Origin of the sequence: Streptomyces sp. NPDC012794 (genome assembly GCF_042901085.1) — a bacterium.
Classification (GTDB): domain Bacteria; phylum Actinomycetota; class Actinomycetes; order Streptomycetales; family Streptomycetaceae; genus Streptomyces.
Genome location: NZ_JBIBCI010000024.1, coordinates 1 through 20702, shown reverse-complemented (window position 1 = coordinate 20702; position 20702 = coordinate 1). Strand labels below are relative to the sequence as shown.

Below are 20702 nucleotides of genomic sequence, written 5' to 3'. Positions count from 1 at the left end.
CGGCCTAAGTGACTGCACAGTAACCACCCAGTCGGCCACGGGGCCGACCGGGGGTCACCGAAGGTACCGTGCGTGGAACGGATGAAACAGACAGCACGGATCAGACAGCGTGTAAGAGAACGGAGCTGTCGAGCGGTCTTCGGTACGGCCCCGGCCTGACGGCCGGGGTCAGGCCGCAGCCGCCTTCTTGCCGCGTGTCGCGCCACCGCGACCGCGCAGCGTGACTCCGGACTCGCTGAGCATCCGGTGGACGAATCCGTAGGACCGGCCGGTCTCTTCGGCCAGCGCCCGGATACTCGCACCGGAGTCGTACTTCTTCTTCAGGTCTGCCGCGAGCTTGTCGCGCGCGGCGCCGGTCACCCGGCTGCCCTTCTTCAGAGTCTCGGCCACCCGTGCCTCCTCGTGGGAAGTGCGCTCTGGACTTCTCATGATCACCCCTCCCCGGCTTCCTGGCCACCCATTCAGCAAGGTCGGTGCCACGGCATTCCCCGGGCCGTGGACACCCGAGCAGAACGGAATCTCCCTTTCCGCCGCATGACCTCCGTCACATTTCTCCACCGCAGACGGGAATCACCAGGTCAGGGGCCGGTCAGGGCAAAAAGGCGGCCCCGGTCGCGCGTCCGGAAGGACGCGGCCAGGGCCGTCGTACAGAGCGCGACGGTACGAGACCGTCTCACTCAGATGATGGATCACGCCTGAGCCGAATGATCCATAAGGACCTGGATCACCCCGGCGGAGGCGGTCGGGCGGGGCTCAGGCGAGGGCGACGAGGTCCCGGTAGTCCGGACCCCACAGGTCCTCGACCCCGTCCGGGAGCAGGATGATCCGCTCCGGCTCCAGGGCCTCCACGGCGCCCTCGTCGTGCGTGACGAGGATGACCGCTCCCTTGTAGGTGCGCAGCGCGCCGAGGATCTCCTCGCGGCTGGCCGGGTCGAGGTTGTTGGTGGGCTCGTCGAGCAGCAGCACGTTGGCCGAGGAGACGACCAGGGTGGCCAGGGCCAGACGGGTCTTCTCACCGCCGGAGAGCACGCCCGCGGGCTTGTCCACGTCGTCGCCGGAGAACAGGAAGGAGCCGAGCGTCTTGCGCACCTCGACCAGGTCCAGGTCGGGCGCGGAGGAGCGCATGTTCTCCAGGACCGTGCGGTCCGGGTCGAGCGTCTCGTGCTCCTGCGCGTAGTAGCCCAGCTTGAGGCCGTGACCGGGCACGACCGTGCCGGTGTCGGGCTTCTCGGTGCCCGACAGCAGGCGCAGCAGGGTGGTCTTGCCGGCGCCGTTGAGGCCGAGGATGACCACGCGGGAGCCCTTGTCGATGGCCAGGTCGACGTCGGTGAAGATCTCCAGCGAACCGTAGGACTTCGACAGGCCCTCCGCGGTCAGCGGGGTCTTGCCGCAGGGCGCCGGGTCCGGGAAGCGGAGCTTGGCGACCTTGTCGGAGGCGCGGACGGCCTCCAGGCCGGAGAGCAGCCGGTCGGCGCGCTTGGCCATGTTCTGGGCGGCGACCGTCTTGGTGGCCTTGGCGCGCATCTTGTCGGCCTGGGCGTTGAGGGCCGCGGCCTTCTTCTCGGCGTTCTGGCGCTCGCGCTTGCGGCGCTTCTCGTCGGCCTCGCGCTGCTGCTGGTAGAGCTTCCAGCCCATGTTGTAGACGTCGATCTGGGAGCGGTTGGCGTCGAGGTAGAAGACCTTGTTGACGACGGTCTCGACCAGGTCGACATCGTGGGAGATCACGATGAAGCCGCCGCGGTAGTTCTTCAGGTAGTCGCGCAGCCAGACGATCGAGTCGGCGTCGAGGTGGTTGGTGGGCTCGTCGAGGAGCAGGGTGTCGGCGTCCGAGAAGAGGATCCGGGCGAGCTCGACACGGCGGCGCTGACCGCCGGAGAGGGTGTGCAGGGGCTGGCCGAGGACCCGGTCGGGGAGGCTGAGGGCGGCCGAGATGGTCGCGGCCTCCGACTCGGCGGCGTAGCCGCCCTTGGTGAGGAACTCGGTCTCCTGGCGCTCGTACTGCTTCAGGGCCTTCTCGCGGGTGGCGCCGGAGCCGGTGGCGATGCGCTCCTCGTTGGCGCGCATCTTCTGGAGCAGTACGTCGAGCCCGCGCGCGGACAGGATCCGGTCACGGGCGAGTACGTCGAGGTCGCCGGTGCGCGGGTCCTGCGGGAGGTAGCCGACCTCACCGGATCGGGTGATGGTGCCGCCGGCGGGCTGGCCCTCGCCCGCGAGGCACTTGGTGAGGGTGGTCTTGCCGGCTCCGTTGCGGCCGACGAGCCCGATGCGGTCGCCCTTGGCGACGCGGAACGACGCGTTCTCGATGAGGATGCGGGCGCCGGCGCGCAGCTCGATGCCGGTGGCGGTGATCACGGAAATACTCCAGGGCGGTGGGGACGGCGGAAGTGGGGGCAGGACGCGCGTTGCTTCGACGCCGCTAATCCGCGAGGAGATTTGCCATGGGATTCATTCTACCGGGGGCGCGCAACCACTTTTCGGGACCTCCCGTCCCCCGTTCGGCGCACGGACCACGCGGGCGCCCCGGGGCGCGCATCAGGATGAACGGGTTGATACTCGCCGCAGGGGCGGCCGGCCCGTCCCTGCGGTCTCACCGATAGAGGCGGTGCGGGATGCAGTTCGACGACAACGCCAATCTGGACACGTCCGAGGTCAAGGACGTGCGCGGCAGCCGCGTCCCGGGCGGGAGGGCCACGATCGGCGGTGGGCTCGTCGGCCTGATCGCACTGGTGCTGGGGCTGCTCTTCGGCGTGGGCCCGGAGCAGCTGGGCCTGTCGGACGGGAGTCCGGAGCCTGCCGCGACCTCCTCCTCGGCCGCCCAGGTGCAGCAGTCCTGCCGGACCGGACGGGACGCCAACACGCGCGAGGACTGCCGGCTGGTCGCGGTGGTCAACAGCACCCAGGACTTCTGGAGGCAGGAGTTCCAGAAGCGCGGCGGCGCCTACCGCCCGGCGTCCACCGTCTTCTTCACCGGCCGGGTGAACACCGCCTGCGGGGCCGCCACCGCGGCGGTCGGCCCCTTCTACTGCCCGCGCGACCGGCAGGTCTACCTCGACCTGGACTTCTTCCGGGAGCTGCGGACGAAGTTCGGGGCGAGCGGCGGCCCCTTCGCCCAGGCCTACGTCGTCGCCCACGAGTACGGGCACCACGTCCAGAACCTGACCGGCACGCTCCAGCGGGCCCAGGACGGGCAGCAGGGCGCGAACAGCAACGCGGTGAAGGTCGAGCTCCAGGCCGACTGCTACGCGGGGGTGTGGGCGCACAACGCGACGAGGACGCCGGACGAGTCCACCGGGCGGCCGCTGATCACCAGCCTCACCGAGCAGGACATCAGGGACGGGCTGGACGCGGCGGCCGCGGTCGGCGACGACCGGATCCAGGAGAGGCTTCAGGGCCGCGTGACCCCGGAGTCCTGGACCCACGGCTCGGCCGAGCAGCGCCAGCAGTGGTTCCTCCAGGGCTACCGCACGGGCGACATGGCCCAGTGCAACACCTTCCGCTGACTGCCGGCGGCGCCTGCCATGCTGTGACGTGGGTCACCGTCACGAGAGGGAGTGATCGTCATGGCAGGCGTTCCGTCCATCTGCCCCACGCTGGTCTACCGCGACGCGAAGGCGGCCATCAAGCTGCTGACCGAGGCCTTCGGCTTCAGCCAGGTCGCGGTGTACGAGGGTGAGGACGGCTCGGTGGTGCACGCGGAGCTGGCGTACGGCAACGGCGTGGTGATGCTGGGCAGCAAGGGCACCGGCGGGGTCTTCGACAAGGCCATGGGCGACGCGGGGCCCTCGGGGGTCTACGTCGTGGTCGAGGACGTCGACGCCCACCACCGGCGGGCCGTCGAGCACGGTGCGGAGGTCCTGATGGGGCCCACCGACCAGGACTACGGCTCCCGCGACTACATGGCCCGGGACGCCGAGGGCAACATCTGGAGCTTCGGGACGTACGCGCCGCAGGTCTGAGACCCGCGGCGGGTACGCCGCCGCCCTTGCCGCAGCTCCCGCTCCCCCGCGGGCTACGCGCCGCCGGTGTGGACCTGGAAGGCGGCCCGGCGGACCGCCTTGGCGAGGGCCGGGTCGGGGTGTGCGGCGGCCAGCGCGACCAGGACCTGCACGGTGCGCGGGTGGCCGACCGCGCGGACCTCGTCCAGCAGCCGGGGGACGGTGGTGCGGACGGCGGAGTCGAGGTGCCGGGCCAGCAGGCCGGCCTCGCCGTGGTCGGCGATGGCGGCGGCCGTGTCGACCCACAGCCAGGTCGACTCCTCGGGGGTGAGGACGTCCTGGGCGTCGTCGGGGTCGGCCCCGTCGTGCTCGGCGAGCCAGAGCAGGGCGTACGGCCGCAGCGCGGGCTCGCGCAGGGCCGCGCGCACCTCGGGCTCGGCGGGGGCGCCGACCACGCGCAGGGCCTCGAAGGCCAGGCCGCGCAGCAGGGCGTCCTCGCCGCGGGCGGCGTGCAGGAGCTCGCTGACGGCGTGGCCGACGGGCCGGGCGGCGAGCCAGGCCTGGTACTCGGCGCGGGCCGGTCCGGGGGTGAGCCGGGCGCAGCCGTGCAGCATGGCGGCGGCGGACTGCTCGATGTTCCCGGCCGGGCTCTGGGCGGCGACGCAGATCTGCTCGAGCTTCACCCACACGGCCCAGCTGCCGAGGGGGGTCAGGGTGGCCCGGGCGGGACCGAGGGTGACGGCGTCCACGGCGGCGAGTCCCCCGAGGGCCCAGCGCAGCAGCCGGGCGAGCGGGAGCGGCCTGGGTTCGGCGGTGGCGGAGCCGGTGGCGGGCTCCGGGCCGTAGGGGACCTCGCAGCGCTCGCCGCGCAGCTCGGTGACCCGCTGGCCGAGGAGGTCCAGGAGGTCCGGGACGGACACCGGGCCGGCGGACAGCTGGAGCAGCGACAGCAGCTGCGGCATGGCCTCGACCACTTCGGCGACGGCCGAGGGGGCGATGTCCGCGGGGGCCGGGTGGACGAGCGACCAGGCGTCGAAGAGCGCGACCCAGCCGCGCAGTACGGCGGTGTCGTCGCGGCCCCAGGCGCGCAGCCGCCAGCCGGGACGGGCGTGTCCGCCGTGCACCTCGACGAGGCCGGAGAGGCGGGCGCGGTCCCAGCCGACCTGGATCTGGCCGTGCGTCAGCCCCAGTTCCGCGGCGGCGCGTTCGACGTCGGGAGCGGGCAGCGCGCCCGCCGGTACGGGGCGGCCGCCATCGCCCGCGCCGAGGTTCAGCTCGGCCCAGCGGGCCAGCCGTACCGCGTCGGCGAGGGAGGCGCGGGCGCGGTCCGCCAGGTCTGCCGTGGCGGGGGTGCCCGCCGGGGGCCGGGTGGCCGACCGGGTTCGCCGGTCGGTCACCGCCTTGCGCGCCGTGGCGACGGAGCGCTGGGAGACGAGTCGGAGTCTGGAGTCGCGAGCCAACTGCTCATCAGGCTTTCGGGACGTCACGGAAGCAGTCTCGCCCGTCACTGGCCGAAAGCCCAAACGGAACCGGTCATTTCCACAGGTCACGAGGCGGAGGAACCGGGATGAATCACCCACCCCGTCCCGTCCGCCCCAGGCCCTTCACCGGTGGCGCCGCACCACACGTCACATAAGCGGGGTCAGGAAGCGCCGCAGCGCCTCCTCGTACCGCAGCGGGTCGGCGTTCCACATCGCCCCGTGCCCGGCGTCCATGACGGTGTGCAGGGTGACCAGGTCGGGCCGGGCGGCGGCGAGCCGGCGGGAGGGCTGCCAGGGGGCGATCGCGTCGGCGGGCCCGTGGAAGACCAGGACGGGCACCCGCAGCGCGCCGGGGTCGGCCCCCGGGGCGAGGTGGTCGGCGCGCAGCCCGGCGCGGCCCTCGGCGGCCCGGACCGCGAGCGGGAGCAGCGGGGCCGGGGTGCGGCGGCCGGCCGCGAGGGCGCGGAGGGTGGCGTGCCAGTCCAGGACGGGCGAGTCCAGCACCACCCCGGAGACCCGCCCGGCCAGGGCGGAGCGCTCCAGGACGCGCAGGGCCATGGCCGCCCCGGTGGACCAGCCGTACAGGACCACGCGGCGGGCCCCGTAGCGCACGGCGTAGCGGATGGCGGCGTCCAGGTCCCGCCACTCCGACTCGCCCAGGTGGCCGAGGCCGTCCGGGGAGGCGGGGGCGCCCAGGTCGCCCCGGTAGCCGAGGTCGAGCACGGGGAGGCCGTGGCGGTGCAGGAAGGGCATGACCACCATCGGGTGCTCGCGGCCGGTGCCGAGCCCGTGGACGGTGATCACCCAGGTGCCCCGGGCGCCGGGCAGGAACCAGGCGGGGAGCGGGCCGAGCTCCCCGGGCACGTCCACGTCGGCGTGGTCGAGCCCGAGGGCGGTGCGCGGGTCGCCCCGGTGCACCTGAGGGGTGAGGGCGACCCTCGTGCCGGGGGTCAGGCTGCCGTGGGTGACGGCGAGGAGGCGGCGTACGACGGTGTCCGCGTCGTGCGGGACGTCGGTGAGGACGGAGCCGACCACGGCGTGCACCCCGGGCGCCTCCAGTCCGTGGACGCCGGGGCGCAGGGAAGCCAGCGAGCGGGTGAGGACCACCCGGCCGGGGCCGGTGGAGTGGACGGTGAGGCGGGGGCCGCCGGGCAGCGGGCGGCCGGGTTCGGGCCGCAGGGCGGCGTCGGCGGCGTACCGGCCGGCCGCGACCGCGGCTGCTCCGGCACCGATCAGGGTCGTGGTGACGGCCGCTGCCGTCGCTGTGGCGGTACGCACCGTTCCAGTCTCGGCGCGCGACGGCGCGGGGGCCACCGGAGGAGATCGTCCCGCGAACGGCGCACCCCGAGCCGGGGGCGGCCCCGGGAGGAGTGATCTACCTCTCTTCCGGGGGCCGGCGGGCGGTGCTCCGCGGGGTGTCCGATCGGCCCGGAGGGATCCGTTCACCCCCCTTTGACGTGCATGAACCGGGATGACTGCGAGAGAATCGGGACGAATGGCCTGATGGTGTGGCGCGTGGGGACACCGTGCCGCCCGCGTCAGTTCATCTTCCGTTCACCCAGGTTGCCTACGGTCGCCGTGCCACTGACGCCAAACAGAAGCCTGGGTAAATGGAGCACATAACGCTTCTCCTCGGGATCGTGATCATCACCGCTCTCGTGTTCGACTTCACGAACGGTTTCCACGACACAGCCAACGCGATGGCCACCACCATCTCGACCGGCGCCCTCAAGCCCAAGACGGCGGTGGCCATGTCCGCCGTGCTCAACCTCGTCGGCGCGTTCATGTCCGTGGAGGTCGCGAAGACGATCTCCAAGGGCCTGGTCAACGAGGAGGGCATTCAGCCGGAGGTGATCTACGCGGCCCTGGTCGGCGCGATCCTCTGGAACCTCGTCACCTGGCTGGTCGGCCTCCCCTCCAGCTCCTCCCACGCTCTGATGGGCGGCCTGGTCGGTGCGGCCGTCGCCTCCGCCGGCCTCGGCGCCGTCAACGGCGGCGTCGTCGTCACCAAGGTGCTCATCCCCGCCGTCGCCGCCCCGATCGTGGCCGGCGTGGCCGCGATGCTGGCCGCGAAGCTCACGTACAAGCTGAACGGCCACGTCGGCGAGAAGACCTCCGCCAAGGGCTACAAGGCCGGCCAGATCGCCTCCGCCGGACTGGTCTCCCTCGCGCACGGCACCAACGACGCGCAGAAGACGATGGGCATCATCACCCTGGCCCTGGTCGCCGGCGGCGCGCTCGCGCCCGGCTCCAACCCGCCGGTCTGGGTCATCGTGTCGGCCGGTGTGGCCATCGCCCTGGGCACCTACCTGGGCGGCTGGCGCATCATCCGCACCATGGGCTCCGGCCTGACCGACCTCCAGCCGCAGCAGGGCTTCGCCGCCCAGACCTCGGCCGCGAGCGTCATCCTGGCCTCGTCCAGCCTCGGCTTCTCCCTCTCCACCACGCACGCCTGCTCCGGCGCCGTCATGGGCGCGGGCCTGGGCCGCAAGGGCGGTGTGGTCCGCTGGTCCACCGCCACCCGCATGTTCATCGCGTGGGGCCTGACCCTGCCGGCCGCCGCCCTCGTCGCCGCCGGCGCCGAGCTGGTCATGCGCACCGGTGACGTCGGCGTCGCCGCCGTCACGGTCTTCCTGGTCGCCTCCTGCGTCGCCATCTGGCTCATCTCCCGCCGCCAGGTCGTCGACCACACCAACGTCAACGCCACGGACACCGACCTCGCCGGGGCCGAGCAGCCCGGCGTGGTCACCACCGCCATGGCCGCCGTCGCCGTCCCGCCGGCCGCCGGCACCACCGCCGCGGTGACCGACGAGGACCTCAAGGCCACCATCCCGGCCGCGACGGCCGCCCCGACGACCCCCACGGCTCCGGCCGCGGCGGTCTGAGCCCGAGAACGACAGAGGAAACGGCAGTATGAAGATCGACTGGGCAGCACTCGGCTCCGTCTTCGGGGTCAGCCTCTCCGCCACCGTCGCCCTCGTGGCCCTCTTCACCCTCGGCCTGGTGGGCCTCTCCAAGCACGAGACCGCCACCGAGCAGGGCGGAACGGCCGGCCTGGCCCGCAGCGGCGCCTACGCCTGCTTCGCGCTCTGCGCGGCGGCCGTGGCCTACGGGATCTACCTGATCGTCAGCTGACACCGGCGCAGCGCGTACGAAAGCTCCCTCCGGGATTCCCGGGAGGGAGCTTTCGCGCACCCGTGCCCCTTCTCCGCCGCCGTCCCACCAGGTCAACGGCAAGTTGACGGGCGTTCGCAGGCCGTGGTGGACTGCCCGAGCCAATACGGCGGCATGGAGAGGAAGTCCGGTGCGAATCCGGCGCGGTCCCGCCACTGTCACCGAGGAGCTCACGCGACGCGTGCGCCCCGGGAGCCAGGAACTCTCGCCGCCGGACACGTCGAACCAGGGCGCGGACCCTGAGTGAGGACATACCTGCCACCATGCGTGCCGACCGCGTCTTCGCGTACGGCGTCACGGCGGGGCTGATCGGCGACCGGATCCTCGGGGATCCGCGCCGGGGGCACCCCGTGGCCGCCTTCGGACGAGCCGCCGCCGCAGTCGAGGGCGCCCTGTGGCGCGACGACCGCGCGCGGGGCCTCCTGCACACCCTCCTCTGCGCCGGCGGCGCCGCCGCCGTCGGCGCGCTGGGCGCACGCGCCGTGCGCTCCCGGCCCGCGGCGGCCCGTATCGCCCTGACCGCGGCGGCCACCTGGGCAGTCGTCGGCGGCACCTCGCTGGGCCGGGAGGCCCGCGCGATCGGCGGGGCGCTCGCCGCCGGGGACGCGGAGGTGGCCCGGGAGCGGCTCCCCCACCTGTGCGGGCGCGACCCCGAGGCCCTGGACGAGCAGCAGATGGCGCGGGCCGTCGTGGAGTCCGTCGCCGAGAACACCTCCGACGCGGTGGTCGGGGCCCTGGTGTGGGGTGCCGTCGCCGGGGTCCCCGGGCTGCTGGCCTTCCGCGCCGTGAACACCCTGGACGCCATGGTCGGCCACAAGTCGCCCCGCTACCTGCGCTACGGCTGGGCCTCCGCCCGCCTCGACGACGTGGCGGGCTGGCCCGGCGCCCGGCTCACGGCCCTCGCCGCCGTGGCGGCCGGCCCCGACCGGCGGGGAGCCGTACGGGCCTGGCGCGCGGACGCCGCCGCCCACCCCAGCCCCAACGCCGGGCCGGTGGAGGCCTCCTTCGCCGGGGCGCTCGGCGTGCGGCTCGGCGGGACCCTGTCCTACGGGGGCCGCGTCGAGCACCGCGCGGTGCTGAACGGGGAGCGGGGGCGGCCCGTGGAGGTCGCGGACATCGAACGCGCGGTACGGCTGTCACGGCGGGTGACCTGGCTGGCGCTGGGGGCCTGCGTGGCGGCCCGGACGCTGGCGGCCCGCGCACGCGAGGGCTGCCGCACAAGGAGGGCGGGCAGATGAGCGGCACGAAGCGCGGCGGCGGACTGCTGGTCGCGGGTACGACATCGGACGCGGGCAAGAGCGTGGTCACGGCGGGCATCTGCCGCTGGCTGGCCCGGCAGGGCGTGAAGGTGGCCCCGTTCAAGGCGCAGAACATGTCGCTGAACTCGTTCGTGACGCGCGAGGGCGCCGAGATCGGCCGCGCCCAGGCCATGCAGGCCCAGGCGGCCCGGGTGGAGCCGACCGCGCTGATGAACCCCGTGCTGCTCAAGCCCGGCAGCGACCGCAGCAGCCAGGTGGTGCTGCTCGGCAAGCCAGTGGGCGAGATGAGCGCCCGCGGCTACCACGGCGGCCGGCAGGAACAGCTCCTCGGCATCGTCACGGACTGCCTGGAACAGCTGCGGGGCACGTATGACGCCGTGATCTGCGAGGGGGCGGGCAGTCCGGCCGAGATCAACCTGCGCCGGACCGACATCGTGAACATGGGCATCGCCCGGGCCGCGCGGTTCCCGGTGGTCGTGGTCGGTGACATCGACCGGGGCGGGGTCTTCGCCTCCTTCTTCGGCACGACGGCCCTGCTGTCCCCCGAGGACCAGTCGCTGATCGCCGGATACCTCGTCAACAAGTTCCGCGGTGACGTGTCCCTGCTGGAGCCCGGCATGGAGATGCTGCGCGGCCTGACCGGGCGGGCGACGTACGGGGTGCTGCCCTACCGGCACGGGCTGGGCATCGACGAGGAGGACGGCCTGAGGGTCTCCCTGCGCGGCGCCGTGCGCGAGTCCGTGGTCGCACCGCCGGTCGGCGAGGACGTGCTGCGGGTCGCGGTGTGCGCTGTGCCGCTGATGTCGAACTTCACCGACGTCGACGCGCTGGCGGCGGAACCGGGCGTGGTTGTGCGGTTCGTGGACCGGGCCGAGGAACTGGCCGACGCGGACCTGGTCGTCGTACCGGGTACGCGCGGCACGGTGAAGGCCCTGGAGTGGCTGCGGGAGCGGGGACTCGCGGACGCGCTGGCGCGCCGCGCCGCCGAGGGGCGCCCGGTGCTCGGCATCTGCGGCGGCTTCCAGGCCCTGGGCGAGCACATCGAGGACGAGGTCGAGTCCCGGGCGGGCTCGGTGGCGGGCCTCGGGCTGCTGCCGGTCCGGGTGCGGTTCGCGCCCGGGAAGACCCTGGCGCGGCCGGCCGGTACCGCCCTCGGCGAGCCGGTGGACGGCTACGAGATCCACCACGGTGTCGCCGAGGTCCTGGGCGGGGAGCCCTTCCTCGACGGCTGCCGGGTCGGATCGGTGTGGGGAACCCACTGGCACGGCTCGCTGGAGTCGGACGGCTTCCGCCGGGCGTTCCTGCGGGAGGTGGCGGTCGCGGCCGGACGGCGTTTCGTCCCGGCCCCGGACACCTCCTTCGCCGCCCTGCGGGAGGAGCAGCTGGACCTGCTGGGGGACCTGATCGAGGAACACGCCGACACCCGCGCGCTGCTGGCCCTCATCGAGGGGGGCGCCCCGTCCGGCCTCCCCTTCCTCCCGCCGGGTGCCCCATGAGGGCCTCCGGCGTCCCCCTGCGCGCGGGGACCGGAGAAGCGGTTCGGTCAGGTGCCCGCACTGCGGGCCACTCTCGCTCCATGGGCAGCGGGCGCATTCCACTCGAAGGAGCGATCAGCGGATGAGCATCACCCACTTCCCGTTCACAGCGGTGGTCGGTCAGGACGACCTGCGGCTGGCCCTGCTGCTCAACGCCGTGAGCCCCGCGGTCGGCGGCGTGCTCGTACGCGGCGAGAAGGGGACCGCCAAGTCCACCGCCGTGCGCGCGCTGTCGGCGCTGCTGCCGCAGGTCGACGTCGTCCCCGGCTGCCGGTTCTCGTGTGCGCCGGCCGCACCGGATCCGGCCTGCCCCGACGGGCCGCACGAGCCCGGCCCGGGCAAGGCCAGGCCCGCCCGCATGGTGGAGCTGCCCGTCGGTGCCTCCGAGGACCGGCTCGTCGGCGCCCTGGACATCGAGCGGGCCCTCGCCGAGGGCGTGAAGGCCTTCGAGCCGGGGCTCCTCGCCGACGCGCACCGCGGGATCCTGTATGTCGACGAAGTGAACCTCCTCCACGACCACTTGGTGGACGTCCTGCTCGACGCGGCCGCGATGGGCGCCTCGTACGTGGAGCGGGAGGGCGTCTCCGTACGGCACGCCGCCCGCTTCCTGCTCGTCGGGACGATGAACCCCGAGGAGGGCGAGCTGCGCCCGCAGCTCCTGGACCGCTTCGGCCTGACCGTCGAGGTCGCGGCCTCCCGGGAGCCCGGGCAGCGCGTCGAGGTGGTGCGCCGCCGGCTCGCGTACGAGGACGACCCCGCGGGCTTCGCCGCCCGCTGGGCCGCGGACGAGCACGAGGTGCGCGCCCAGGTGGTGGCGGCGCGGGCGCTGCTCCCGCGGGTACGGCTCGGGGACACCGCGCTGCTGCGGATCGCCGCCGCCTGCGCCGGCTTCGAGGTCGACGGGATGCGCGCCGACATCGTGATGGCCCGTACCGCGACCGCGCTCGCGGCCTGGGCGGGGCGGACCTCCGTACGCAAGGAGGATGTCCGCCAGGCCGCCCTGCTGGCCCTCCCCCACCGCCGCAGGCGGGCCCCCTTCGACGCGCCGGGCCTCGACGAGGACAAGCTCGACGAGATCCTGGACCGGTTCCCCGACGAGGAGCCCGACCCGGAGCCCGAGCCCGGCCCGGGGCCCGAGGGCCCGGACGACGGCGGTGACGGCGGTGACGGCGGACCCGGCGGGGGCGGCGGCGGGGTGCCCCCGCAGAGCGGTGGGCCCGAGAGCGGGCCCGAGACCGCGCACGCGCCGGACACCCCGGACGAGCCCGCCGGAGCCGAACCCGCGGGCGAGGCCCCCGAGCCGGAGCCCTCCGCCCCGCGGGGCGGGGCCGGCGGCGCCGAGCAGGCCGCCGTACGGGCCGCCGAGCCGTTCCGCACCAAGATGCTCAGCGTGCCCGGCCTCGGCGAGGGCGCGGCCGGGCGGCGTTCGCGCGCCCGCACCGCGCACGGCCGCACCACCGGCGCCCAGCGGCCCCGGGGGCAGCTGACGAAGCTGCACCTGGCGGCCACCGTGCACGCCGCCGCACCGCACCAGAAGGCGCGCGGGCGCGCCGGGCGCGGCCTCGTCGTGCGCAAGGACGACCTGCGCCAGGCCACCCGGGAGGGCCGCGAGGGCAACCTCGTGCTCTTCGTGGTGGACGCCTCCGGCTCGATGGCGGCCCGGCAGCGTATGAGCGCGGTCAAGGGCGCGGTGCTCTCCCTGCTCCTGGATGCCTACCAGCGCCGCGACAAGGTCGGCCTGATCACCTTCCGCGGGGCCGGCGCCGAGCTGGCGCTGCCGCCCACCTCCTCGGTGGACGCGGCGGCCGCCCGGCTGGAGAAGCTGCCGACCGGTGGCCGCACCCCCCTCGGCCCGGGCCTGCTCAAGGCCCACGAGGTGCTGCGGATCGAGCGGCTGCGGGACCCCTCGCGGCGCCCGCTGCTGGTGGTCGTCACCGACGGGCGGGCCACGTCGGCCGGGGCCCTCGGCGGTGACCCGCGCGAGCTGTCGGGGCGCAGTGCCCGGCTGCTGGCGGCCGGGGGGATCGCCTCGGTGGTCGTGGACTGCGAGTCCGGGCCGGTCCGGCTCGGGCTGGCGGGGGCGCTGGCCGCCGATCTGGGCGGGCCGGCCGTGACCCTCGACGGGCTGCGGGCCGATTCGCTGGCCGGGCTCGTGAAGAACGTACGTACCGCAGTGACATCCGAATCCTCCAGGAGGGCCGCGTAATGCCGCAGGGACAGCCGACCGTCGTTCCCGACGACGGGCTCACGACGCGTCAGCGCCGCAACCGCCCGCTCGTGTTCGTGCACACCGGCCCGGGCAAGGGCAAGTCGACGGCCGCGTTCGGCCTGGCGCTGCGCGCCTGGAACCAGGGCTGGCCGATCGGGGTGTTCCAGTTCGTCAAGTCGGCGAAGTGGAAGGTCGGCGAGGAGAACGCGCTGAAGGTGCTGGGCGCCTCCGGCGAGGGCGGTTCCGTCGTCTGGCACAAGATGGGCGAGGGCTGGTCCTGGGTGCAGCGGGACGCGCAGCTCGACAACGAGCAGGCCGCCAAGGAGGGGTGGGAGCAGGTCAAGCGCGACCTGGCCGCCGAGACGCACCGGCTGTACGTGCTCGACGAGTTCGCGTACCCCATGCACTGGGGGTGGATCGACGTGGACGAGGTGATCGAGGTGCTGCGGAACCGCCCCGGCACCCAGCACGTGGTCATCACGGGCCGCAACGCGCCGGAGAAGCTGGTGGAGTTCGCGGACCTGGTCACGGAGATGACCAAGGTCAAGCACCCCATGGACGCCGGCCAGAAGGGCCAGAAGGGCATCGAGTGGTGACGTCCGTGAGCGTGCCCCGGCTGGTCATCGCCGCGCCGTCCTCCGGCAGCGGCAAGACCACCGTGGCGACGGGCCTGATGGCGGCCTTCGCGGAGCGCGGCCTGGCCGTGTCCCCGCACAAGGCCGGGCCCGACTACATCGACCCCGGCTACCACGCCCTGGCCACGGGCCGGCCGGGCCGCAACCTGGACGCCTTCATGTGCGGGCCGGAGCTGGTCGCGCCGCTGTTCGCGCACGGCTCCGCCGGGTGCGACCTCGCCGTGGTCGAGGGCGTGATGGGGCTGTACGACGGGGCCGCGGGGCGGGGTGAGCTCGCGTCGACGGCGCAGGTGGCGAAGCTGCTGCGGGCGCCGGTGGTGCTGGTGGTGGACGCCTCCTCGCAGTCGCGGTCGGTGGCGGCGCTGGTGCACGGCTTCGCCTCCTTCGACCCGCAGGTGCGGCTCGGCGGGGTGATCCTCAACAAGGTGGGCTCCGACCGGCACGAGGCGATGCTGCGGGAGGCGCTGGAGGAGGCCGGGATGCCGGTCCTCGGTGTCATGCGGCGGGCCCCGCAGGTGGCAACGCCGTCCCGGCACCTGGGCCTGGTCCCGGTGGCCGAGCGGCGGGCCGACGCCGTGGCCGCGGTGGCGGCGCTGGCCGGGCAGGTGCGGGCCGGCTGCGACCTGGACGCGCTGATGGCGCTGGCCCGGACGGCCCCGCCGCTGGACTGCGCGGCGTGGTCGCCGCGGGACGCCGTCTCCGCCGTCCCGGACGCGGGGGGCCGGCGGCCCGTCGTCGCCGTCGCGGGCGGGGCCGCGTTCACGTTCTCGTACGCCGAGCACGCGGAGTTGCTGACGGCCTCCGGAGCCGAGGTGGTCACCTTCGACCCGCTCCGGGACGAGTCGCTCCCCGAGGGGGCCTCCGGACTGGTGATCGGCGGCGGGTTCCCCGAGGTGTACGCGCCGGAGCTGTCGGCGAACGAGCCGCTGCGCAAGGCCGTCGCGGATTTCGCGGCGTCCGGCGGGCCGGTCGCCGCCGAGTGCGCGGGGCTGCTGTACCTGGCCCGTTCCCTGGACGGGAAGCCGATGTGCGGGGTGCTCGACGCCGACGCCCGGATGTCGGAGCGGCTCACGCTGGGCTACCGGGAGGCGGTGGCGGTGACGGACAGCTCGCTCGCCGCCGCGGGGACGCGGCTGCGGGGGCACGAGTTCCACCGGACGGTGATCGAGCCGGGCGCCGGAGCCGAGCCGGCGTGGGGGTTCACGCATCCCGAACGCCGCGTCGAGGGCTTCGTACGGCAGGGCGTGCACGCCAGCTACCTGCACACCCACTGGGCGGCCCGGCCCTCGGTCGCCCGGCGCTTCGCGGAAGCCGCGGCAGCCCACCGGTGACCGCCCGCCCCGGCCGGCGGTCATTCGGCGAGGCCGACCACGAGCCAGATCCCGGCCACCCCGCCCACCGTGCACATCAGCGTGGACAGGGCGGGGTGCCTGTGGTGCGCCTCGGGGAGAATCTCGGCGGCGGCGAGATACAGCAGGGCGCCGCCGAAGAATCCGAGGTACGCCCCGAGGGGTTCCTCCGGAAGGGTGAACAGCAGGGTGGACGCGGCGCCCACGACCGGCGCCACGGCGTCCGCGAAGAGCATCAGCAGGGCCTTGCGACGGGCGTTCCCGTAGAGGCGGGTGAGGGTGTACGTGTTGAACCCGTCGGCGAAGTCGTGGGTGATGACGGCCAGCGCCACGGCCACGCCCATGCCGCCGCCGACCTGGAAGGCCGCGCCGAGGGCCACTCCGTCGGCGACGCTGTGGCCGACCATCGCGGCGGCCGCGGTGAGACCGACCTGCGGAACGCGGCCGCCGCTGGGGCCGTGGGGGTCCTCGCCGGGGGCCGCGGCGTCGTTCGCGGCGCCGTGCGCGGCCTGGCGCACGGCGAGCAGCCGCTCCACCACGTGGGCCGTCAGGAAGCCGCCCACGAAGAGCAGCAGGGCCAGCGGCACGCCGAACACCTCGTCGCCGGCCGCGTGCATCGCCTCGGGCAGCAGGTCGAGGCCCACCACGCCGAGCATCAGCCCGCCGGCGAGGCCGAGCACCAGGTGGCGGCGGTCGGTGACGCGTTGCGCCGTCCAGCCGCCGGCCAGCGTCATCAGGAACGCGCCCAAAGCCACGATCACCGCCATGTGCCCCTGCATACCGACTGGCGGCCGGGCGCGCACTTCCGTGTGCGGGGGGCGGGCGGCAGCGTGTTGACGACGACAGACGGACGACGGACGGAGGAGGGATCGCTGTGGGCGAATACGTGACGCGGCTGGTGGTCGGGGTCGGCGGGCGTGCGGGGGTCTCCGTCGAGGAGGTCTGCGCGCTGGTGGAGGAGACGCTCCGGGGGGCCGGGCTGGCCACCGGGGCGGTTGCGGCGCTGGCCACGGTGGAGTCGAAGACCGGGGAGCCGGGGATCGCCGGTGCGGCGAAACGTTTCGGCGTGCCGTTGGTCGGCTATCCGGCGGAACAGCTCGCGCGCATACCGGTACCGCATCCGTCGGCGACGGTGCGGGACGCCTCCGGCACGGCCTCGGTGGCGGAGGCGGCGGCCCTGGCCGGGGGCGGGGAACTCCTCGTGCCGAAGCGGCGCTCGGTGGCGGCGACGTGCGCGGTGGCCGGCACCGAGGAGCACGACCTGCGCCACCACGGGGACGCGGAGGTGGCGGACGCGGGCGGCGCGCTGGTGGACCTGGCGGTGAACGTACGCTCCGACACGCCGCCGCAGTGGCTCAAGGAGCGGATCGCGGCCTGCCTGGGCGACCTGGCGGCCTACCCCGACGGGCGGGCGGCGCGGGCGGCGGTGGCGGCCCGTCACGGGCTGCCGGTGGAACGGGTGCTGCTGACGGCGGGGGCGGCGGAGGCGTTCGTCCTGATCGCGCGGGCGCTGGGGGCGGTACGGCCGGTCGTGGTGCATCCGCAGTTCACCGAGCCGGAAGCGGCCCTGCGGGACGCCGGGCACCGGGTGGAACGGGTGCTGCTGCGGGCCGAGGACGGCTTCCGGCTGGACCCGGCGGCGGTGCCGGAGGAAGCCGACCTGGTGGTGGTCGGCAACCCCACCAACCCGACGTCGGTCCTGCACCCGGCGGGGGTCCTGGCCGAGCTGGCCCGGCCGGGGCGGATCCTGGTGGTGGACGAGGCGTTCATGGACGCCGTCCCGGGCGAGCGGGAGGCGCTGGCCGGGCGGATGGACGTCCCCGGGCTGGTCGTGCTGCGGAGCCTGACGAAGACGTGGGGGCTGGCCGGTCTGCGGATCGGCTACGTGCTGGCGGAGCCGGAGGTCATCGCGAAGCTGGCCGGGGCGCAGCCGCTGTGGCCGGTGTCGACGCCGGCGCTGGTGGCGGCGGAGGCGTGCGTTTCGCCGGCGGCGCTGGCGGAGGCGGAGGACGCTGCGCGGCGGATCGCGGTCGACCGGGAGCACCTGCTGGCGGGGCTGGCGGAGTTCGAGGAGGTGCGGGTGTCGGGGGTGGCCGAGGGGCCGTTCGTGCTGGTCCAGGTCCCCGGCGCGGCGGAGGTCCGCACCCGGCTGCGCGCGCTGGGCTTCGCGGTGCGGCGGGGGGACACCTTCCCGGGGCTGGACGCGACGTGGCTGCGCCTGGCGGTCCGCGACAGGGCGACGACGGGGAGGCTGCTGCAGGCGCTGGACCACGCGCTGGCGCTGGCCGCGCGGTAGGGAGGGGGCGGGGGCGGGCCGTTGCCGTTGCCCTGGCCGGGCGGGTGGCGGTGCCCTTGCCCTGGCCGGGCGCGTGCCGTTGCCGTTGCCCCCGTTGGGCGGGTGCCGTTGCCCTGGTTGGCGGGGTGGTGGGGCGGGGTCGGTGCCGGGGGGGGGGGGGGGGGGGGGGGGGGGGGGGGGGGGGGGGGGGGGTCGGTGCCGGGGTGGGGTGTCGTCCGGGACGGGCTTCGACGTTCGGCGCCTGTTCCGGGTGTGAGGTGTGCGGGGTACCGCGCGCCGAAATCATCTCGTTTCGGTCCCGGACGACACCCCACCCCGTCCCCGGCCCCTCGCGCCGGTTGTACGGCCGACCCGTGCCCACTGGTGCCCGTCCGGCGCGGGGACTACGGGGCGCCTACGATGGCCGGAACTACGGGATGACGGGGGACGGTCCATGAAGGTGGCGGCGCGGATAGGGGTCGGGCTGGTCGGGCTGGCCGTGGTCGGCGGGGGCGTGTACGCCGCGCCGCGGCTGCTGGGGGACGGCGCCTCCGCCCCCGAGCAGCGGCTCGGGGCGAAGCCGGGGACGGACCGGGCCGCGCCGGGCGGGACACCGTTCACGCTGGTCGCGACCGGGGACATCATCCCGTACCCCTCGATCATCCAGCGCTCGGCGGACGACGCCGGCGGCAAGGCCGGGGAGTACGACTTCCGGAAGATACTGGCGGGCGTGAAGCCCATCGTGTCGGCCGCCGATCTGGCGATATGCCACCACGAGATACCGTACGGGCGGCCCGGCGGCCCCTACACCGGCTACCCCGCCTTCAAGGCCCCGCACCAGCTGGCCGACGCCCTCAAGGACGCCGGTTACGACAGCTGCTCCACCGCTTCGAACCACACCCTCGACGACGGCTACGACGGCCTCACCCGCACCCTCGACCACCTCGACCGGGTCGGCATCAAGCACGTCGGCTCGGCGCGCAGCGCCGACGAGGCCAAGGCGCCGGCCGTGCTCTCGGCCGGCGGCGCGAAGGTCGCCCAGTTGGACTACACGTACGGGACGAACGGGATACCGCTCCCGGCGGGCAAGCCCTGGGCCGTCAACCTGATCGACCAGGGCCGGATCATCGCCGACGCCCGCGCGGCCCGGGCGGCCGGCGCGAACGTCGTCGTCCTCAGCATCCACTGGGGCACCGAGTGGCAGACGGCGCCCGACCAGCAGCAGCGCGACCTGGCACAGGCGCTGACGGCCTCGCGCGGGGCGGACGGCCTCCCCGACATCGATCTGATCCTCGGTACGCACAACCACGTGCCGCAGCCCTACGAGAAGATCAACGGCACCTGGGTGGTGTTCGGCATGGGCGATCAGATCGCGAGCTTCTACGAGGCGGAGAAGGCGCGGGGCAACATGTCCTCGATCCCCCGGTTCACCTTCGCCCCGGCGGCGGGGCGGCCCGGCCGCTGGGAGGTCGTCAAGGCCGAGTACTTCACGCAGTACTCGGACATGGGCCCGCCCTTCCGGGTCGTGTGCACCTCCTGCGCGGCGGACGGAGCCGCCCGGCGGTCCGACTACGCCCGGGCCGACAAGGAGATCACGGCGGCCGTCACCTCGCGCGGCGCCGTCGGCCAGGGGCTGGAGCGCGCCTCGCGCTGACGGGTCAGCGGGTCCTGCCGCGGCGGGTGACGACGAGGGCGCCCGCGCCGATGCCGAGCAGGAGGAGGGCGCCGCCGGCGACGTACGGGGTGACCGAACCGGCGCCGGTCTCGGCGAGGTTGGCCTGTGGCACGGTCTGCGGCTTGACGTCCGGCTTCGCCGCGGGGCCGGGGCCCGGGCCGGTTCCCCGGGGGGACTCGCAGTGCGCTTCGGCGAGCACGACCTCGCCGTCGACCTCGGCCACGTTCAGGTTCAGCGGGTTGACCGACACCTTCAGGCGCAGCGCGGACGCGGCGGCGGTGGTGGAGGTGGTCCGGGTACCGGAGAGCTCCAGGGAGACCAGGCCGACGCCGGGTACCTCGACCTTGGTGGGGCCGCCGGAGGTGAGGGTGACCTTCTTGCCGAGGGCGGTGACCGTGCCGAGGACGTTCGAGGAGGCGACGGGCTTCTTCCCGGCCTCGCAGACGGCCTTGGAGGTGACCTTCTCGACCTCGATGAGGGAGAGCGCGGGCAGGCCGGGGACGTGCACCTTGGCGTGGGCGAGGTGCGATTCGGCCTCGGCGCGGCTCTTGTCGGCGCTCGCCCTGGCGGTGGCGACGTCCGCCCGCAGGACGCTGACCGGCCGCCCCTGTTCGGCCCCGTCGAGGGTGACGGTGAGGGCCGTCTTCGCGGCGCTGGCGGGGGCGGTGACCTCGTTGAGGGTGGCCTTCAGCGGAACGTGGACGGCCTTGTTGAGCAGGCCCACGTCCAGTCCGGTCCGCAGGACGGCGGCGCCGGACGTTCCCTCGCTCCCGGTACCGCCGCCCGTGGCGAGGGCGGGCGGCGCGGCGAGCAGGGCCACCGCTCCCGTGGCGAGCAGAACGGCCGCGGGCATGCGGAAGGTGTTGCTGTTCAAGATGGTGGAACCCCCGGGGAGTTGGGTGCCGTCGCGGCGCCAATGGGGGACATCGCGCACGCCGACGGCTTCGACGTTCGAATCCTTGCGCACGAGGAGTGAACGGTCAGCAACCTGACGTCACTTCACCCCAAAGGGTGGTTTCCATGCATGTATTCGAATTTCAGCGCATCGCCCGGCCCAGGAGTCCCGCCCGCCCCACGACCAGGTCGTCTCTTTCGGATCTTGCCGGTCAAGCCCGCGGCGTCTGGTGCGGTGCCTCGCAAGGCGGAGGCACAGCGCGCGTACTGGACGTACTCGG

General features: G+C 74.3%; 17 protein-coding genes and 1 riboswitch. Of the genes, 11 read left to right on the top strand and 6 right to left on the bottom strand.

The window, feature by feature from the left end; genetic code table 11:
• Positions 1–168 precede the first annotated feature (168 nt).
• Positions 169–390: a helix-turn-helix domain-containing protein gene (locus ACFY7H_RS30320; RefSeq protein ID WP_007263382.1), complete on the bottom strand. Its 222-nt coding sequence runs from the start codon at positions 388–390 to the stop codon at positions 169–171.
• A 363-nt stretch (positions 391–753) separates the two neighbouring features.
• A complete protein-coding gene (locus tag ACFY7H_RS30315) occupies positions 754–2352 on the bottom strand; it encodes an ABC-F family ATP-binding cassette domain-containing protein (protein ID WP_388944598.1) in 1599 nt (532 codons plus the stop codon).
• Between the two features lie 257 nt (positions 2353–2609).
• Between ACFY7H_RS30315 and ACFY7H_RS30310 the strand changes: the two genes are divergently transcribed.
• Both ACFY7H_RS30310 and ACFY7H_RS30305 read left to right on the top strand, forming a co-directional pair.
• The gene (locus ACFY7H_RS30310; RefSeq protein ID WP_388944595.1) at positions 2610–3500 is read left to right on the top strand and encodes a neutral zinc metallopeptidase; all 891 of its coding nucleotides are present in this window, start codon (positions 2610–2612) and stop codon (positions 3498–3500) included.
• 60 nt (positions 3501–3560) lie between these two features.
• A complete protein-coding gene (locus ACFY7H_RS30305) occupies positions 3561–3956 on the top strand; it encodes a VOC family protein (protein WP_388944593.1) in 396 nt (131 codons plus the stop codon).
• A 53-nt stretch (positions 3957–4009) separates the two neighbouring features.
• Here ACFY7H_RS30305 and ACFY7H_RS30300 read toward each other — a convergent pair whose 3' ends face one another.
• Entirely contained in the window at positions 4010–5422 is a 1413-nt protein-coding gene (locus ACFY7H_RS30300) for a hypothetical protein (RefSeq protein WP_388944590.1), read from the bottom strand.
• Positions 5423–5563: 141 nt separating this feature from the next.
• On the bottom strand, positions 5564–6694 hold the full coding sequence (locus ACFY7H_RS30295; RefSeq protein WP_388944587.1) for an alpha/beta hydrolase family protein: 1131 nt from the start codon (positions 6692–6694) through the stop codon (positions 5564–5566).
• 332 nt (positions 6695–7026) lie between these two features.
• Between ACFY7H_RS30295 and ACFY7H_RS30290 the strand changes: the two genes are divergently transcribed.
• The 7 genes from ACFY7H_RS30290 to ACFY7H_RS30260 all read left to right on the top strand — a co-directional run bounded on the left by ACFY7H_RS30290 (position 7027) and on the right by ACFY7H_RS30260 (position 15559).
• Positions 7027–8301, top strand: a complete 1275-nt coding sequence (locus ACFY7H_RS30290; RefSeq protein WP_388944584.1) for an anion permease — start codon at positions 7027–7029, stop codon at positions 8299–8301.
• 28 nt (positions 8302–8329) lie between these two features.
• The gene (locus ACFY7H_RS30285; protein ID WP_388944581.1) at positions 8330–8551 is read left to right on the top strand and encodes a hypothetical protein; all 222 of its coding nucleotides are present in this window, start codon (positions 8330–8332) and stop codon (positions 8549–8551) included.
• Positions 8552–8708: 157 nt separating this feature from the next.
• Positions 8709–8795: riboswitch (cobalamin riboswitch) on the top strand.
• A gap of 58 nt (positions 8796–8853) precedes the next feature.
• Positions 8854–9828, top strand: coding sequence for a cobalamin biosynthesis protein (locus tag ACFY7H_RS30280; RefSeq protein ID WP_388944579.1), 975 nt, complete (start codon positions 8854–8856; stop codon positions 9826–9828).
• Positions 9825–11345 carry a cobyric acid synthase gene (locus ACFY7H_RS30275; protein ID WP_388944576.1) on the top strand — a complete coding sequence of 507 codons (1521 nt, stop codon included), beginning with the start codon at positions 9825–9827 and terminating at the stop codon, positions 11343–11345. The genes ACFY7H_RS30280 and ACFY7H_RS30275 overlap by 4 nt, the downstream gene beginning before the upstream one ends.
• A 121-nt stretch (positions 11346–11466) precedes the next feature.
• Positions 11467–13590, top strand: a complete 2124-nt coding sequence (locus tag ACFY7H_RS30270) for a putative cobaltochelatase (protein WP_388944573.1) — start codon at positions 11467–11469, stop codon at positions 13588–13590.
• A complete protein-coding gene (gene cobO, locus ACFY7H_RS30265; RefSeq protein ID WP_352212342.1) occupies positions 13590–14189 on the top strand; it encodes a cob(I)yrinic acid a,c-diamide adenosyltransferase in 600 nt (199 codons plus the stop codon). The genes ACFY7H_RS30270 and cobO overlap by 1 nt, the downstream gene beginning before the upstream one ends.
• Positions 14190–14194: 5 nt before the next feature.
• Positions 14195–15559 carry a cobyrinate a,c-diamide synthase gene (locus ACFY7H_RS30260; protein ID WP_388944571.1) on the top strand — a complete coding sequence of 455 codons (1365 nt, stop codon included), beginning with the start codon at positions 14195–14197 and terminating at the stop codon, positions 15557–15559.
• A 20-nt stretch (positions 15560–15579) separates the two neighbouring features.
• Here ACFY7H_RS30260 and ACFY7H_RS30255 read toward each other — a convergent pair whose 3' ends face one another.
• The gene (locus ACFY7H_RS30255) at positions 15580–16344 is read right to left on the bottom strand and encodes a ZIP family metal transporter (RefSeq protein WP_388944570.1); all 765 of its coding nucleotides are present in this window, start codon (positions 16342–16344) and stop codon (positions 15580–15582) included.
• A 119-nt stretch (positions 16345–16463) separates the two neighbouring features.
• Between ACFY7H_RS30255 and cobC the strand changes: the two genes are divergently transcribed.
• Together cobC and ACFY7H_RS30245 are read left to right on the top strand one after the other, a co-directional pair.
• Positions 16464–17873, top strand: a complete 1410-nt coding sequence (gene cobC, locus ACFY7H_RS30250; protein ID WP_388944743.1) for an Rv2231c family pyridoxal phosphate-dependent protein CobC — start codon at positions 16464–16466, stop codon at positions 17871–17873.
• 433 nt (positions 17874–18306) lie between these two features.
• Complete coding sequence (locus ACFY7H_RS30245; RefSeq protein WP_388944566.1) at positions 18307–19506, top strand: CapA family protein; 1200 nt, start codon at positions 18307–18309, stop codon at positions 19504–19506.
• A 4-nt stretch (positions 19507–19510) separates the two neighbouring features.
• Here the strand turns inward: ACFY7H_RS30245 and ACFY7H_RS30240 are convergent, their stop codons facing one another.
• Positions 19511–20401, bottom strand: a complete 891-nt coding sequence (locus tag ACFY7H_RS30240; protein WP_388944563.1) for an SCO1860 family LAETG-anchored protein — start codon at positions 20399–20401, stop codon at positions 19511–19513.
• Positions 20402–20702 lie beyond the last annotated feature (301 nt).